This window comes from Collinsella sp. CLA-ER-H2, from assembly GCF_040092405.1.
Taxonomy (GTDB): Bacteria; Actinomycetota; Coriobacteriia; order Coriobacteriales; family Coriobacteriaceae; genus Collinsella.
In genome coordinates, this window is sequence record NZ_JBBNLO010000026.1 from 1 (window position 1) to 17,124 (window position 17,124).

General features: G+C 57.2%; 11 protein-coding genes. 3 read left to right on the forward strand and 8 right to left on the reverse strand.

Annotated elements, in window-relative coordinates:
* Positions 1–234 precede the first annotated feature (234 nt).
* The 3 genes from arcC to AAAX59_RS07835 form a co-directional block, all read right to left on the reverse strand.
* On the reverse strand, positions 235–1,197 hold the full coding sequence (gene arcC, locus AAAX59_RS07825; RefSeq protein ID WP_006235166.1) for a carbamate kinase: 963 nt from the start codon (positions 1,195–1,197) through the stop codon (positions 235–237).
* A gap of 655 nt (positions 1,198–1,852) precedes the next feature.
* Positions 1,853–5,392 (reverse strand): pyruvate:ferredoxin (flavodoxin) oxidoreductase, encoded by a 3,540-nt coding sequence (gene nifJ, locus AAAX59_RS07830; RefSeq protein ID WP_238057831.1) that lies wholly within the window; start codon positions 5,390–5,392, stop codon positions 1,853–1,855.
* A gap of 446 nt (positions 5,393–5,838) precedes the next feature.
* Positions 5,839–6,324: an FHA domain-containing protein gene (locus AAAX59_RS07835; protein WP_349071364.1), complete on the reverse strand. Its 486-nt coding sequence runs from the start codon at positions 6,322–6,324 to the stop codon at positions 5,839–5,841.
* Between the two features lie 516 nt (positions 6,325–6,840).
* Here AAAX59_RS07835 and AAAX59_RS07840 point away from each other — a divergent pair.
* From AAAX59_RS07840 to AAAX59_RS07850, 3 genes are all read left to right on the forward strand, one after another.
* Positions 6,841–8,199 carry an SPASM domain-containing protein gene (locus AAAX59_RS07840; protein WP_349071365.1) on the forward strand — a complete coding sequence of 453 codons (1,359 nt, stop codon included), beginning with the start codon at positions 6,841–6,843 and terminating at the stop codon, positions 8,197–8,199.
* A 169-nt stretch (positions 8,200–8,368) separates the two neighbouring features.
* The gene (locus AAAX59_RS07845) at positions 8,369–8,572 is read left to right on the forward strand and encodes a hypothetical protein (RefSeq protein ID WP_124785779.1); all 204 of its coding nucleotides are present in this window, start codon (positions 8,369–8,371) and stop codon (positions 8,570–8,572) included.
* 30 nt (positions 8,573–8,602) lie between these two features.
* Positions 8,603–8,782, forward strand: coding sequence for a hypothetical protein (locus AAAX59_RS07850; RefSeq protein WP_147324165.1), 180 nt, complete (start codon positions 8,603–8,605; stop codon positions 8,780–8,782).
* 886 nt (positions 8,783–9,668) lie between these two features.
* Here AAAX59_RS07850 and AAAX59_RS07855 read toward each other — a convergent pair.
* The 5 genes from AAAX59_RS07855 to recR form a co-directional block, all read right to left on the reverse strand.
* On the reverse strand, positions 9,669–11,297 hold the full coding sequence (locus AAAX59_RS07855; RefSeq protein WP_117564924.1) for an ABC transporter ATP-binding protein: 1,629 nt from the start codon (positions 11,295–11,297) through the stop codon (positions 9,669–9,671).
* 1,289 nt (positions 11,298–12,586) lie between these two features.
* Positions 12,587–13,525 carry an FHA domain-containing protein gene (locus AAAX59_RS07860; RefSeq protein WP_022094220.1) on the reverse strand — a complete coding sequence of 313 codons (939 nt, stop codon included), beginning with the start codon at positions 13,523–13,525 and terminating at the stop codon, positions 12,587–12,589.
* Between the two features lie 3 nt (positions 13,526–13,528).
* Positions 13,529–15,373 (reverse strand): hypothetical protein, encoded by a 1,845-nt coding sequence (locus AAAX59_RS07865; protein ID WP_349071366.1) that lies wholly within the window; start codon positions 15,371–15,373, stop codon positions 13,529–13,531.
* Positions 15,370–16,275 carry a hypothetical protein gene (locus tag AAAX59_RS07870; RefSeq protein ID WP_035136736.1) on the reverse strand — a complete coding sequence of 302 codons (906 nt, stop codon included), beginning with the start codon at positions 16,273–16,275 and terminating at the stop codon, positions 15,370–15,372. The genes AAAX59_RS07865 and AAAX59_RS07870 overlap by 4 nt, the downstream gene beginning before the upstream one ends.
* Positions 16,276–16,520: 245 nt before the next feature.
* The gene (gene recR / locus AAAX59_RS07875) at positions 16,521–17,117 is read right to left on the reverse strand and encodes a recombination mediator RecR (RefSeq protein ID WP_006235173.1); all 597 of its coding nucleotides are present in this window, start codon (positions 17,115–17,117) and stop codon (positions 16,521–16,523) included.
* Positions 17,118–17,124 lie beyond the last annotated feature (7 nt).

Consider the following 17,124-nt stretch of genomic DNA (forward strand, 5'->3'; position numbering starts at 1 on the left):
ACGGGCGGGCGCTCAAGGCCGTCGCGAGGAAGCGGCTCAGGGCGATATACGCCGTGATGCGCGACCGGGTGCCCTACCGGGAGTAGCCCCGACGGTTGACAAAACTATAGGAACACCCAATGACTAGGTGAATAGCAAAAGCCCCGCAGTCGGAGCGGACCGCGGGGCTCATGAAGAGAGGCTAGTTTGTGGGCGCTTTGCCTGGCGCCCACGGGAGAGGCAACGGAGTAGGGGCTACTCGTGGATGCGGGTACCGGAGAGGCCGGCCATGGTCTCGGCGGCCTTGTCCAGGGCGCCGATGATGCAGGTGCGGCCCTTGCGGGAGCGGGCGAACTTGATGGCGGCGCGGACCTTGGGCTCCATGGAACCCTTGCCGAACTGACCCTCGTCGGCCAGGCGCTCGGCCTCGTCGGCGGTGAGGTCCTCGAGCTCCTCCTGGTTGGGCTTGCCAAAGTTGATGGCGACGTGCTCGACGGCGGTCAGCAGGAACAGGACGTCGGCGTCGCAGTCCTCGGCCAGCAGCTCGCCGCCCAGGTCCTTGTCGATGACGGCGGGAACGCCCTTGTAGCAGCCCTTGTTCTCGTAGTCGCGGACGACGGGGATGCCGCCGCCACCGCAGGCGATGACGATGAACTCGTTGTCGAGCAGGTTGAGGATGGAGTCGGCCTCGACGATCTTCTTGGGATCGGGGGAGGCGACGACGCGACGCCAGCCGCGGCCGGAATCCTCGACGAAGACCTTGGAGGGATCCTCGGCCATGAACTCCTTGGCCTGCTCCTCGGTGTAGAAGGGGCCGATCGGCTTGGTCGGGTTCTTGAACGCGGGATCATCCGGATCGCACTCGATCTGGGTGACGACGGTGGCGGCGTGCCAACGCTTATAGCGCTTGTGCATCTCGCGGCCGATGCCCTGCTGTAGGTGATAACCAATGTAGCCCTGGGACATGGCGCCGCACTCGGGCAGCGGCATCTCGGGGGTACCGATGGCATCGTGGGCAGCGGCGAAGGCGTTCTGGATCATGCCGACCTGCGGGCCGTTGCCGTGGGTGATGATGATCTCATTGCCCTGCTCGATGAGACCGAGGAGAGCGTGGGCGGTGTTGCTCACGGCCTCGATCTGCTCGACGGGGTTGTTGCCGAGGGCGTTGCCGCCAAGGGCGACGACAATACGATCGGGCTTGCCAAGAGGCTTAGACATTGCTGGAATCCTTTCTGTAAAAGGCCTACAACCCATTAATAACCCGCGTCCGTGCGATACGCGAGTTTATTAAGGTTTATATTCTCTTTATCGCTCATTTTATTCATTTTGAAAATAGCGGAACGGTGAACGGTCGTTTTTATCCGCTCAGCGTACAGAACCCCAGCTCAAGCATATCTACGCCATTTACGTGCAACTTTATTTTAATAGAGCAGGGATTAGACCAGATTATGCAAACTATATCTTTGCTAAACACAAAACAGGCAGCGCAATATCTTACTCGCACTATACGAGATTCTATGCACTTATAAGTCGAGTATGCACCCCTGCAAAAACAAGGGGCTTTTCATCCAGCAAAAGGAATAAAGAAGGGCTCCGAAAAGACGGCAGCAACCCTGTCCTCCCCCGCGTCCCAAAGTGGCGCGAGGTTTCGCGGCAAAGCCGCGAAACAGCGAAGGGAACGGAATACCCGGCCAACTACGTCCTTCATCCGCCCACACAATCCGAGGACGTAGTCGTAGCAGGATCTGAGGGCTAACCTTCGCGGGCACTCCGCAGGACGAAAGAACCCCCGCCGCACGTAGTGCGCAGCGGGGGTTCTTTCATGTCCGAGGACGTCCGCGAAGGTTAGCCCTCAGATCCTGCGGTGGGAGACCTAGGCCTCGTTGTACACCGTCTTGAGCTTCAGCAGGTGCTGATAGCGGTCCATGGCGGCCTGCTCATTCTCCTTGAAGAGCTCCTCGGCGCGCTCGGGGAAGGAACGCGTCAGCGAAGCGTAACGGGCCTCGTTCATCAGGAACTCCTGATAACCGCCCGCGGGCTCCTTGGAATCGAGCGAGAACTTCTTGCCGGCAGCAGCCTCGGGGTTGAAGCGGAAGAGGTTCCAGTAACCGCACTCGACAGCCTTCTTCATCTCGGCCTGGCAGTTCTGCATGCCGCCCTTCTTGATGGAGTGCATCTCGCAGGGGCTGTAGCCGATGATGAGGGACGGACCGTCGTATGCCTCGGCCTCGTGGATGGCCTTGAGGGTCTGAGCCGGGTTAGCGCCCATGGCGACCTGTGCCACGTAGACGTAGCCGTAGCTCATGGCAATCTCGGCCAGAGACTTCTTCTTGGTCACCTTACCGGCAGCGGCGAACTGAGCGACCTGGCCCAGGTTCGAGGCCTTGGAGGCCTGACCGCCGGTGTTGGAGTAGACCTCGGTGTCGAAGACGAAGACGTTGACATTGTGGCCGGAAGCCAGGACGTGGTCCAGGCCACCGAAGCCGATGTCGTAGGCCCAACCGTCGCCGCCGAAGATCCAGAAGGACTTCTTGGTGAGGTAAGCCTTGTCGGCGAGGATCGCCTTGGAGGCGTCGCAGCCGCACTTCTCGAGCTCGGCAACGTAGGCGGCGGCAGCGGTCTTGGAAGCCTCGGCGTCGTTGACGGAGTCGATCCAAGCCTGGCCGGCAGCCTTGAGCTCATCGGACGGACCGTCAGCGGCGATGATCTCCTGCGTAGCAGCGATCAGCTTCTTCTGAACGGCCTCGTAACCGACGGCCATGCCCAGACCGTGCTCGGCATTATCCTCGAACAGGGAGTTGTTCCACGCCGGGCCGTGACCGTCCTTGTCCTTGCAGTAAGGAGCGGTGGCAGCGGGGTTGCCCCAAATGGAGGAGCAGCCGGTGGCGTTGGAGATGAACATACGGTCGCCGGCGACCTGGGTCACCAGACGTGCATAGGCGGTCTCGGCGCAGCCGGCGCAGGAGCCAGAGAACTCCAGGTAAGGCTGCTTAAACTGGCTGCCCTTGACGTTGGCCGCGATGAGCTCCTTCTTCTCGGAGACGTTCTCGACCATGTAGTCCCAAACGGGCTGCTGGTCCATCTCCTGCTCGGTGGGAACCATCTCGAGGGCGCCCTTGGGGCAGACCTTGACGCAGTTGGTGCAGCCCATGCAGTCGAGCGGGGACACGGCCATGGTGAACTTCATGCCCTTGGCCTTGGGGCCCATGGCGTCGAGCGTGCGGGTAGCCTCGGGCGCGGCGGCAGCCTCGTCCTCGGTCATCGCGAACGGACGGATGGTGGCATGCGGGCACACGTAGGCACACTGGTTGCACTGGATGCACTTGGTCTCGTCCCAGTGGGGAACGACCACGGCGACGCCGCGCTTCTCGTATGCGGAGGCGCCCAGCTCAAACTGGCCGTCGGCGCAATCGACGAAGGCGGAAACGGGCAGGCTGTCGCCGTCCATGCGGTCGATGGGCTCGAGCAGGTTCTTGACCTGCTGGGCGATAGCGGACTTGGTCTCCTCGGAAAGCTCGACGGGAGCGGCATCCTCGGCAGTTGCCCAGTCGGCCGGAACCTCGAACTTACGGAAGGCGGTAGCGCCGGCATCGATGGCCTTGTGGTTGGCGTCGACGATGGCCTGGCCCTTCTTCATGTAGGACTTGGTAGCCGCGTCCTTCATGTACTGCAGGGCGTCCTCGGCGGGCAGAACCTTGGCCAGCGCGAAGAAGGCGGACTGGAGCACCGTGTTGGTGCGCTTGCCCATGCCGACCTTGGCAGCCAGATCGATAGCGTCGATCAGGTAGACGTTGACGTTGTTGTTGGCGATGTAGCGCTTGGCTACAGCGGGCATGTGCTCGGCGAACTCCTCGTCGCTCCACTGGCAGTTGACCAGGAAGGTGCCGCCCGGCTTGACGTCGCGGACCATCTTGAAGCCCTTGACGATGTAGCTGGGGTTGTGGCAGGCGACAAAGTCGGCCTTGGTCACGTAGTACGGCGAGCGGATCGGGGAATCACCAAAGCGCAGGTGCGAGACGGTGACGCCGCCGGTCTTCTTGGAGTCGTACTGGAAGTAGGCCTGAACGTACTTGTCGGTGTGATCGCCGATGATCTTGATCGAGTTCTTGTTGGCGCCGACGGTGCCGTCGCCACCCAGACCCCAGAACTTGCACTCGATGGTGCCGGGGGCTGCGGTGTTGGGCGTATCCTCGGCCTCGGGCAGGCTCAGGTTGGTCACGTCATCGACAATGCCGATGGTGAACTCGCGCTTGGGCTCGTCCTTCTTAAGCTCCTCGAAGACAGCGAACGCGGACGCGGGAGGCGTGTCCTTGCTGCCCAGGCCGTAACGGCCGCCGACGACCTTGATGCCCGTCTTGCCGGCCTCATAGAGAGCGGAGACGACGTCCTGGTAGAGCGGCTCGCCGATGGAACCCGGCTCCTTGGTGCGGTCCATGACGGCGATCTTCTGGACGGTCTCGGGGAGAACGTCGACGAAGTGCTTGATGGAGAACGGACGGAACAGGCGAACCTTGACCAGGCCGACCTTCTCGCCGTGAGCGTTGAGGTAGTCGATGACTTCCTCGAGCACGTCGCAGAAGGAGCCCATGCACACGACGACACGATCGGCATCGGGAGCGCCGTAGTAGTTGAACAGACCGTAATCGGTGCCGAGCTTCTCGTTGATCTTCTTCATGTAGCCCTCGACGACGGCAGGGAGCTCGTCGTAGACCTTGTTGCAGGCCTCGCGGTTCTGGAAGAAGATGTCGCCGTTCTCGTGGCTGCCACGGGTGTGCGGGTGCTCAGGGTTGAGCGCATGATCGCGGAAAGCCTGGACGGCGTCCATGTCGCACATCTCGGCAAGATCCTTGTAGTCCCACATGGCGACCTTCTGGATCTCGTGGCTGGTGCGGAAGCCGTCGAAGAAGTTAAGGAACGGGGTCTTACCCTCGATGGCGGCAAGGTGAGCCACCGGCGAGAGGTCCATGACCTCCTGGACGTTGCCCTCGGCGAGCATGGCGAAACCGGTCTGGCGGCAGGCCATGACGTCGGAGTGATCACCGAAGATGTTCAGGGCATGGGAAGCGACGCAACGCGCGGAGACGTGGAAGACGCCCGGGAGCTGCTCGCCCGCGATCTTGTACATGTTCGGGATCATCAGGAGCAGGCCCTGAGAAGCCGTGTAGGTGGTGGTCAGAGCACCGGCGCCCAGCGAACCGTGAACGGTACCGGCTGCACCTGCCTCGGACTCCATCTCGACGACCTTGACCGGGGTGCCAAAGATGTTCTTGCGACCCTGGGCCGCCCACTGGTCGACATGGTCGGCCATCGGGCTGGACGGCGTAATGGGATAAATTCCCGCTACCTCGGTGTACGCATACGAAACATATGCGGCCGCCTCGTTGCCGTCCATAGACTTAAACTTACGCGCCATATACCCCTCTCCTCTCATATAGGTATACAGGCCCCGGCGATTGCCGGGATGTTGGCGTGATGGGATTTTCGCTGTTGCTTCCAATCATCTGGCAGGCAGACTGAGCAGCAGGCACATGGCGTGGAGAGAAGGCATGCCAAGGCGAGGGGCGCTTGCGCACCGCAGGCCCAGCTACCCGTCTTGCACATGGCCGAGCGCCGCAAAGGCCGCATGCCGGATGCTCCCGGGCACGCCCCGGCGATGGGAAGCGCCCGCAACGGAAATCCGCATGCGGGGTTATTGTACCCCGCCGTCAAGCCATATTTCGGCAAATATAGGTGGGAGGTAAAGGTTTACCTCGGGTGACCGCCAAAGGCCAGAATGGTCCCTCCATCCCCGGACGACTGGCTCTGACGCGCCAAGGAGTGTCCCCAAGTACCGGCAGGAAAGGAACACCTAACTGCCGGCTAGAGGGCGCCGAGCAGGATGGCGTAGGTGGTGGATTCGCCGAGTTTGAGCTCGTCGCCGGGGTTGAGCTGGGCGGAGCGGCCGGGCTCTACTTGAATACACACACTCGTGGCCCCGTTTACCACCACGGTGCCGTTAGTGGACGACAGGTCCTCGACAAACCATGCGCCAGACTCGTCGCACCAGATATGGGCATGGCGGGCCGAGACGTCGTCGCCGACGTCGTCGGTGATGCCGCCCTCCCCCGTTGCCAGCGCTCCGATCTCAACGCCTTCCTCACTCGGCTGAATCCAGCGCGGGACGCTCACCACGTAGCCGTTTTGCACGCACAGCAGTCCCAGCGGATGCGCCGGCGCGACCTCGTGCTCGCCCGCGACCGAAGATGTGCTCAGCGAGCGCGGCGTCGACGTGTCGCCGCCACGGGTCGCATGAGCGCGGCGGCTCGCCCGACTTGGAACTAAGGCGGGCGTGAGAGCAAACGGCATAGGGAACGAATCTTGCGGATGTACTCCTCGACGTCAGGCAGGTAAGCCCCACGAAGTCACCGGGGAGGCCCAAGCGGCCCGGCACCACTTCCAGATTCTGACCAGGGCGAGTCGTTCGCCGGTGGCTGAAGGCTCGCTCCCACCCAAAAGGGGAGATTCGCGTTGTTCCCCAATCGCTCTCGCATCTTTCATTTTGCTCGAGGTGGGCTATAAAAACTTTCCCGGTGAAAGGCGGCGATTGGTTTCCTTTCTTTCTAGAGGAGCGCGCCTGTAATCTGTTTTCATCCTAAATCAAGTTAAGATCGGACCTTCCAGAGGCAAGTCGACTCAAACTGCGAGGCTCCATGTTGGAATAAAGAGCGCTGTCGAAGTGCCAACAACACAAAGCTTGCCAGTCTCAAATAGAACCTTTTGGGAGTCCGATTGGGCCGCACACCGAATCCCCGCTGGTGGTTTTTTATAGCTGCGCAACAATAAACAAGGTTAGTGCCAGTCCAGCATGAAATTGAGGAACGTATGCATTTTTTCTCAGTAAGTGATCGTCGTTACTGCTTCGATGAGGTCACTCGCAATTGCTTTCAGGTTGACCAAGCATCAGAAGATGCGCTTCGCATATTTGAAGCATCGGGAAGAACGGTCAACTCGAAGTTGCTAACAAAGTCACTTGCTGCGAAAGGCTACGACCAAACGACCATAGCAGAACTTGAAGACGACATTGATGAGTATCAACGATTGTCTGAGCGGACTTTCTTAACAAAAGACACGCCTCGAAAACTTAGATCCATCGAACTCCACGTTTCACATGCATGCAACCTTGGTTGTAGTTACTGTTTTGCCGGTAAAGGAGATTATGGAACGTCTCCTCTGCTGATGACAGACGAGATAGCCTTCAAGGCGGTCGACCACCTCGTCGCAAGTTCATCGGAAAACGAAACGCTTGCGATCGTCTTTTTTGGTGGGGAACCCATGATTAACGAGCCGCTGATATGGAAAACGGTCGACTATTCAAAAAGAATATACCCCAATAGAAACTTTACCTATTCTATTACGACCAACGGAACGCTTTTGAATGACACTGCTGTGAATTCTTTCAAGGAGCACGGGTTTTCTGTTCTGATTAGTCTCGATGGTACAGGATGCAAGCACGATGCATCGCGCCCGTACAAGACGGGAGGCGGCTCTTTCTCCGATATCGACAAAAACGTTCGTCGTTTTTCCGAGTCGTTCCCCTTCGGCGCAAGAGCGACCTTAACAAATAATAACTGTAACCTTGTTGAAGACTATCTTCAGTTTAAAGAGATGGGCTTCAGAAGGATTTACTTCTCGCCCGTGAGCTCATTCGATGAGAATATCAAACTCGACGAACACTCATTAAACAAAATCAGGGCGGGCCTAATAGATTTGGCGGATCAATATCTCAAACAGATTGATCAAGGGGAAAAGCCCTTGTTTAGAACATTGAAAACTGCAGTTGATTTGATTATGAGCAACAGGATCGCCTTTGTCGGATGCGGGGCTGGCAGGCGTTTTATTTCCGTGACTCCCGAAGGGGACGTATACCCCTGTCACAGGTTTGTCGGGATGATGCGATTCAAAATGGGCAACATCGTCACCGGAATTGACGAAACTAGGTATATTGAAAACTGGAGTCAGGGTGTCGAAAAAAGAATTGACTGTACGGACTGTTGGGCTCGGTCTTTCTGTGGTGGGGGCTGTAGCTGGGAGGCTGCAGACGAGCACGGCTACTTGCCCAAGAGTCTACACCCTGCATCATGTGAATATAGAAAAATGTGCTACGAGATGGCTTTTGACCTTATTTCCCGCCACTCATCTTCGCAGGAGAAAAATCAACGAGAAGCTACTGTATCGGAATAAGCGGTTCAGCGCATTGCTGTCACCATTGTGGAGGTGTTCGTTCTTCTGATTACCGTCTGCGAAGCTTATTGCTACGTTCGCCGAAACCATTCTAGAAATATGGTGAACTAGACATCTTGGTTTGTTATACACAATATTGAGGTTTTTCTGCACTCAAAGGGAGGTAGTCGTGAAGCATATTCATCCGATTAATCCAGGAAGTGGCGACGAGGCAGGCGTGAAGCCGATGTCTTTTGACTGCCTCTTGGGCATTACTGACATCTGTACTGTTTATGATAAAGCAGATGGCTGTGGTGCATACGATTACTGCGACTATGACATGGATGGCGGCAGCATCTGCGTTGTAGATCACTGTGGCATTGATCAAACGTAGTCTCTAATTGGATTAAGGTGAGGAGCTGTTATGAAGCATATCCATCCTGTTGGTTCAAATGAACATCCTCCCGTTGAGCCTTGTTGTCTTGGAGTTGATATATGCAATTTTTACGACATCGCCGAGTGCCCTGTTGCGGATTGGTGCTATGTCGATAAAGAATCAAGCTGTGTTTTGCCAGCAGATTGGTGCGATCCAGTTGACGAGTAGTTTTGTGGCTAGGAACTATTTGGTCCAATTCAGAATAAGATGGGAACAAATACCAAAATCTCGTGTCTGGGAGGAGTTATGCCATTATTGCAAGGTCTCGTTGGATTAGCCTTTATATTTGCGTTATATCTGGCACCTTTTTTAATTCTATTCTTCATTATCCGACTCTTTCTTCGGAGAAAATAGGAGTGTCACGCAAACATTAGCGTAGCCTTCTTCCAATATGAGCCGAGCATTGGCAAGTGGAATAAGAAGCCCGACCGTTCGCCACATGAAAGTGATCGGACGGGCTTCTCTATTTAACCCGGGCCGCCACCCATAGCGGCTTTCCAAGCGTATTCTCAGTGCAAAGCAATCGTCAGTTTAATCCTATGCGCTGATACCGCATTTCATTTGTTCGGCTCGAATTCTACGGCCTGGCAACCCTCGCACTCTCCGGCAAATGGATTGAACGCGAAGGCAGAAATGATGTGTGCGTGGACATCGAGGCTGCTGTAGGCAACATACTGGGACATGGACCCCCGCTGCGCGTGGTATGCGGCCCGGCATATTCATTGCCGTCCAACCCCGTGTAGTTGCAGCAAAGGGTGGAACCTCAATGCTCAGCTCATGTTGTCCGTGGGACACGAGAATCGTAAGTACACTTTGGTGCGATTCTCACGCTGATACTGAGTCACCTGGAATAAGATACGTCGCGACAACACTTCGCTTCACCTCTGTCTCGACAAGATGACGTAGACTAAAGTTTCCTTTAGTAAGAGAACGAGAACTATATCTGAAAGCGTTGCGATGGCGTGAAGGCACCGAGTCCGAACCGCCTGAATGCTACGTGCATCTGCATCGCCTTTTTGTTATCTCTGCCAGTTGGGTAGCACTACACTTGTCATCATTTACCCTGGTACATGCTGCCTAAATCCACTACCCCTTCTACCGCGCCGACCATCTCGTCATCGTGAGAGACAACGATGATCAGCTGGCTTTGCTTGTTGCGCTTAACATAGGCCGCAAGCTCGGCGCGGCTTACAGCGTCTAACCCAGTCGTGGGCTCGTCGAGTACCAAAACTGACGACTTGCGTGAAATCGCCGACCATAAGTACACTCGGCGCAGCTCACCGCCCGAAAGCGCGGAGCAACGTTTCCCGAGCAACTCCTTCACGCTGTTTTCCAGCGAAAGTAGGCCATCTACACCCCGGTGATAGGAAGAAAAGGGCGTGTCGAAATACTCTAACAGCTCTTTCACCGTTTCGTCCGGCGCGAAGCACGACTGTGGGCAGCACGATATCTCTCTCGCACGTATGTAATCCAAGTCGCATTCTTCGATTGGCACGCCGTTGTATTTTACTTTGCCTTTCGATGAGTATAGCCCGAGCATCAAGTAAAGAAGTGACGTCTTGCCTCTTCCGTTTTCCCCAACTATGCAATATGTACCAGGACCGGAAAACTTGAAAGAAAACCCGCCGAGGACCTCTCGGACAGATCCGTCTGGAAGGGCAACCGAGAATTCCAAATCAGATACCGAAATGTCATTTATTTCATCGAGTTTAGCTAAATCGGTCCGATTCCACCCCGATCTCTCCTTTTCTCTCGTCGCGATAGCCGTCCTATCCCATGATGCTTTGGCATCTTGATAGGATTTGAACAATGACATCATACTTTTCAAAGTCTTAAAGAGAACCGCGAAGTATGTACCGATGATAGTGTACTCGCCTATTGACATAGTTCCGTTAATGATTCGTACTCCGGAAACAACAAGTATCACCGCTTGAAACAACGCTGCGAAAAGACCATCGAGCGATGTCAGAGAATATGATAGCTTTCCGGAGCGCAAAACTTTGGGAAAATAGCTCTTAAACCCAGCGTCGAGCGCTTGTTCGCTCTTGCCGTACGAAGATGTCAGTTGAATGTTGAGAATCTGATTAAGCTGCGATGCAATTGCGGCGTAAAAGGCGCTGTCCGCCTCTTTCTTCTCATACGTGACCCTATACAAAAGTTTCCTCAACCCAGTAATTACACAGAAATACACGATGAGGAGAATGATGGAAAACACCGCGAGAGTTGAATCAATTGACCATATGATAAGCAATACGATGGGAATGGCTACAATGGACAGCGGCGCACTGATAAAATTCGCCAAAACGAAGGATGAGACCACGCTGGAGTCGGAAATAATCCGTTGCGTTGTATAGGCTGGATCGATGGTCCGACTCACCAAGTAATCGTCTCTTTCAAAACGCAAGACGGCCTCCCTGAGAAGATCAAAGGAAAGTCTCGTGGTTATGCGAATGGAAAGTGTTCCTGCAAAATAAGTAAAGAGGGTGGAGAAAACTCCTATTGACGCAACCAGGAGCGCGAAGAGTACGGCGTCTCTTTCGCTGCGGTTACCGAGAAGAAAATCTAAGAATTTCCCGTTCACGTATGGCATGGCATAGGAGAGAGCGGTTCCAATCACCGTGATAGCAATGAAGACGAAAGCCCCTTTTGCTCTGATGAACCTCGAGAGAACGCATCGAATCAAGGAAGGCCCCAATCTACCCGCCACAAAACATCAATCACTGATACCTTACACCTCAACACAACAGGAGCGAAGATTTGCCAATGAGACTGCTTTAAGATTGCCTTGGGCCAATACGATCTCAAGCTCTTCCTACAAGAGAGTCGGAATCGGACATCTCCTCCGACGAACCTGGCAATCGGGCGGTTGAAATATCTTTTTCAATCGCCCGATTGCCACAATAGATTTGAGCATCCGCCCACAAACGTCCGCGTTTTATACCCATCAAATCCTTTGCCTTTTGTCGTCTAGACTAGAAAAATCGCTCGAAATAACGCAACCGGCCTGCTCGCTTGAAGAAACCTAAGCCCGTAACGTAGATGTGCAAACTTCCGAAACGCCTTGCGCGGCATAGTGCGTATAAACTTCGTCAACCGCCTCAGAAATATCTGAGTATCGCGCCGGGTCAAAAGCATACGATGTCGCAGCTATACCCTGCACCCATTCGGAACGCGGATTAATTGAATAGCCACACAGCATCATCATACATGCATCTAGACCTGATTTCCCAAGTATCCGACGTATTGATGAGAGCATCGCGGGTCGCCCCTGCACCATCGTCGTCACCCCTATTAGCAGTATTTACCGTTTTTCTCTAAATGCGTATCGCCACCCTTAAGAATACGAAGTGTTTTATCCAGACCCGATTGTCCTCCATCTCAAACGAAGGGATAAGGAATCTCATCCGGAATCGGCAGTAACGGAGGATTCACAACGACAAGCGAAAAACATGAGTCATCTCTCAGAGGGGAGTAAAGGCTCCCCTCAAGCACCCTAGTTTCGTCATCCAAAGAGTTGATGGCAGTGTTTTTCTTACAAAGGTCGACAACAAAAGGGTTGATTTCTACAGATGTTACATCCATGCCACAGTTGGTAAGTATCAGGCCCTGTATTCTGGGGCCAGAACACAAATCGAGAGCCTTCCGTGCGCTCTGCGGTGTAAGGCGCCAATCTCAGCAAATCTGTCCCACAATACTGCGCTGAAGAACAAGACGGAACCCCTGAGCCAAACTCCCCTATACCTTATTAAGGCTAAGACAGGCAAGTTCACGCACCCGGCATATTCCAGAATAACATCCTATTGTTTTAGATGCTCTACAAGCATGAACAGCCGCGAATCGGAAAGATCTTCTAGTTTCGCCCCGACTGACCGCCAAGGGCCAAAATGGCCCCTCCATCCCCGGGCGACTGGCTCTGGCGCGCCGAGAAGTGTCCCCAAGTGCCGGCAGAAAAGAAACGTCCCTATCTGCCGACTAGAGGGCACCGAAGAGAATGGCGTAGGTAGTGGATTCGCCGAGCTTGAGCTCGTCGCCGGGATTGAGTTGGGCGGAACGGCCGGGCTCGACCTGAATGCAGACGCGCGTGGCCCCGTTTACCACCACGGTTCCGTTGGTGGACGACAAGTCCTCGACGTGCCAGATATTTTGAGCATCGCACCAGATATGGGCATGGCGGGCCGAGACATCGTCGCCGACGTCGGTAATATCGCCCTCACCAGTGGCCAGCGCGCCAATCTCAACACCCTGCTCACTCGGCTGAATCCAGCGCGGGGCGCTCACGACAAAACTGTTTTGCACGCGCAGCAAGCCCAAGGGGTGCGCCGGGGCGGGTTCGCGTTCGCCCGCGGTCATCGACATGCCAAGCGAACGCGGCGTGGATGTGCCTCCGCCACAGGTCGCGTGCGCGTAGTCGATGGCATAGTTCACCGAGGACCGCACATCCGCCGAACAACCGACGGCGACAAACAGCACCAGCACGGCCTCGGCGCGCTCGGCGGGCATGAGTTCCGCCGCCTGGGACAGGCGATCGAGCGCGTTGCGATAGAGATTCGTGTCCTGGTGGCACTCTTCGAGCGCGCGTACCATCGGTTCACCTGCAGGACCGCACACCATATTGATCACAGCCGTGGAGTCCATGGGATTGCGCTGGCGCAGGGCCAGTTGCGACATAATACGCGCAGCCGAGGTACCGTATTCGGCAAAGTAGCGCTGCTGAAGCGTGCCGACCGGCGCGCGAACGATAAAGCGGGAAACCCAAGAGCGATCGGCGGCTCGGCTCTGCGGGCTGCGGCCGTCGGCGAGCGGACGGGACGAAAGCACCAGGCCGCACAGCTCGATATGGCTCAGATGCGCCGCGCGCTTAAAGATGTCAAACATGGCCCCGCATGGGGTGAGCTCAACTTGAGATGCCATGACCTAGGCCTCCTTAGTCGTAGAAATAGAATCGGACGATACTTCGACAGGTCCGCCAAAAGTACGGGCAGCTGCGGCTCCACCGGCAAGCGGAGTCGCCATCTGGGCTTTTGTGCGTCGTGGTGCCGAAACGGGAAGTTCAACGGCAAAGCCCATCGCAAGCAAAAACCACGTAAGCGTATAGGTTGCAACCAGAGCGGCAACAAGGCCACCCATCACGGCGCGTTGGGAAAATACGCTACATGCAGCCACAACCAGCACCGGAACCTCGCAGGCAGAAAGCGCAAGCACACCCTGCAGGAAGCCCGAGCGCCGATCGCGCGCAAGTGCCCCCGCGGCAACGCCGGCTATGCCTGGCAGCGCCAACGCCAGTGCGGCAATAATACCCGGTAGCGACCCAGACCACACGAGCGATCCCAAAGTCGCCGTCACGCGAGCGCCCGACGCCAGCAGCGCGGCCGAAACCACGACCACAGCCCAAACCACGCCACAGACGACCGTCGCGCCGACCATCAGCGCGCGACGCACCGCGCGGCCAGACGCATCCATGGGGCACGGCGTGAGCGGCTCGCCGCGGAGCGAACGACCGACATTTTGCGCATAGTGGTCACAAAACGCCGAGAGCGCCGCCTCGACCGCCGCCGGCTCGGGACGATCTTTTTGATGGCTGGACAGACAGGCCATCACCACGTCGAACAGCTGGGCATCGACAAACGCCAGCGCATCGCGTAGCTCTTCGGAATCCGGCTCAAGCCCTAGCTGCTGGGCCTGCTCGGCCGCGGCGAGCGCCACATCGGGCTCACGACGAAGCAGTTGAGTCAAATCACAACCGGGCGCATGGGCACCAATGGGATAGTCGGGCCGTGTGTCCATTTTGAGACGGTAGGGGCTCGCGATGTCGCGCGTCTTTTTGCGCGAACCCGAGGTGCCCGAAGTGCTCGGCGCGGCTTCGTATGGCGCGACGCCGGCAATGAGCTCGTAAACCGTGCTTGCCGCGGCATAGACGTCGATCGCCGGCGACATACGCAAAGCGCGCAGATCGGGAATATCGTCGGTGAGCATCTCGGGCGGGGCATAGGCAACCGTCGCGCGACGCAGCGTGGCATAGCGCTCCGTAAACGACGCCTTGCCGCCGGTACCGGCCACGGCCGACGCAGGCTCGAGCGCCAGCGACGAGCCAAAGTCGATCAGGCACAGGTCAAAGGTGCCCTCGGCAAGCTGCCGGTCAAGCGGCAGACGCGCCGCACGCACCATAATATTAGCGGGCGAGATATCGCGATGGACAAAGCCCTCACCCACCAGGCTCATACGGCAGAGCAGATCGAACAGGTCGCGACCCAGACGCGCCGCCACAAGCGGCGACAGGCGTCCGGCATCGTCCACGGCGAGTCGCGAACGCAAGCGGGCAAGCGTCTCGCCCTCGACCCATTCCATGACAATTGCAGGCACACCGTCGACCTCGCCCCAGCCATAGAGGCGGGGAAAGCCCTTAAGGCCCGAAAGGGCGCGATGGCATTCGTATTCCTCGCGAAACGCCGCCTTGAACTTGGCGACCAGCGCCTCGTGAGCGGCATCGTCGTCAAACTCATCGCGCGTCGGCAAGATGAGCTGCTTGAGTGCCACGGCCTCGCCTTGGGCGTTGACGGCACGCGTCACGCGGCCGATACCGCCACGGCGCATGGTGGCATCGTCGGCAAACAGCATCGTAAAACGACGCAGATAGGCAGGCAGTTCGTCCTGACCGAGCGCAATGGCCGGCTCAAACCCGTCGACACGCGCCAGGCGCAGGCCGACCATGGGATCGCGACCGAGCGATTGTGGTGTGGTGGATGCAAGATCGGTCATCATAGGGCAAGCGCCGCCACGTTATTGTTGAAGTTACCGAGCGCGACGTCATCATCGCCGTAATGGCCGACCCATTGACATAGGTTGGTGTAACAGCCCCACAGATTGGCATACTGCTGATACCACTTTGACCGGGGCGAGAATGTCTGACGACCGAACTCGGCTCGAATGACAAACATCTCCCCGACCAGGCTGTCGCACGGTCTGGGATCTCCCGTAGAGTTATAGGTCGAGACCACGTCATTGGCACGAGAAACATAACCGTCGAGCATGTTGTACTTGGTCACAAGCCAACTGTGAATGCTCTCTTCTTCAGCAGCGGAAAGGCCACCGGAGTTTGCATCGTTGTCAGTGTTACCGCCCGTCGAGCCGCCGTTTCCAGACCCTCCGGTAGAGGAGCCCGACCCAGAGCCGCCGCTCGAACTCGACGAATTCGAGCCGGAGCCAGAAGTATCCGAGCTGCCGGGTTTTCCGGACTGCTGGGCGTCCTGCTCCTTCTGCTGCTCGACCTTATTCACCGTTGCCGCCACGCTATTGTTGGACAACCGATCGATGATCTTGGTGTTGGTGAGCACGATGGTTTTGCCATTGGCAAGCGTGACTTCGTTGTCCGGGGCCTCGGCGCCATCCGCATCGTCGGTGCCAAACACAATATGCGCGACCACACTTGCCCAAGCATATCCAGTCGTGGTGCCCAGATCACTTTTGACCTCATGCCCCACGCGCGGCTCGCGTGCGGCATGCGCCTGCATCATGGACGGCACGGTCATGCCATAGGCAGAAACGCCAGCTATGACCAGCACCAGCGAGCACGATAGCAGTGCGTACGCCCGCGGCGCCAAGCCCAGTCGGCGTCGCATGCGCACCGCGGCGCCGCGCTTTGTCTGAGTGCCACCGGGCCGCATGCGTTCTCCTCCAAGAAAAACACGCCGCTCGGGAGCGGCGCATTCATTCAAATCCATATTTGAGTGTATCAGCGAACCCAAAAGGTTGCGCAACGAATGGGCAAATTAAGGATGCGAGCGGAAGCATCCATGCGATAAGCGGATACGAAGCATCTTTGTTGCACAACAAACTCACAGTCGCACGGGGAAATTATGACTACCCCGTGCGTCGCGAAGAAAACATACGGCAGGAGCAGGCTCGCCACCTAAATCGCGCGACGGGCCTCGATGGCGCGGCCAAGCGTAAGCTCGTCGGCATACTCCAGGTCGCCGCCCACGGGAAGGCCGCTTGCCAGACGCGACACCTCGACGCCCAACGGCTTGATGGTGCGGGCCAGGTAGCTCGCCGTGGTCTCGCCCTCGATGTTGGGGTTGGTGGCGATGATGACCTCATGGATATCCTCGTGGCCCAGACGCGCCAGCAACTCGCGGATGTGCAACTGCTCGGGACCAATCTTGTCCATGGGGCTGATCACGCCGCCCAGCACATGGTACAGGCCGTGGTAGCTGCCCGTGCGCTCGATCGCCTGGACGTCGCGCGGCTCGCCCACCACGCAAATGCGAGTGGTATCGCGCATCGGGTCCTGGCAGATGGAGCACTCATCGGCCGTGGCGTAGTTAAAGCAACGGCTGCAAAAGTGGACCTCCTGCTTAACCTCCAGGATGGCCTCGGCCAGGCGGCGGGCCTCCTCGGCATCGGCCTCGAGCAGGTAATAGGCGATGCGCTGGGCCGACTTGGGACCAATGCCCGGCAGGCGGCCCAGCTCATCGAGCAGTTTTTGCAGGCTGTGATTCGCACTCATATATATG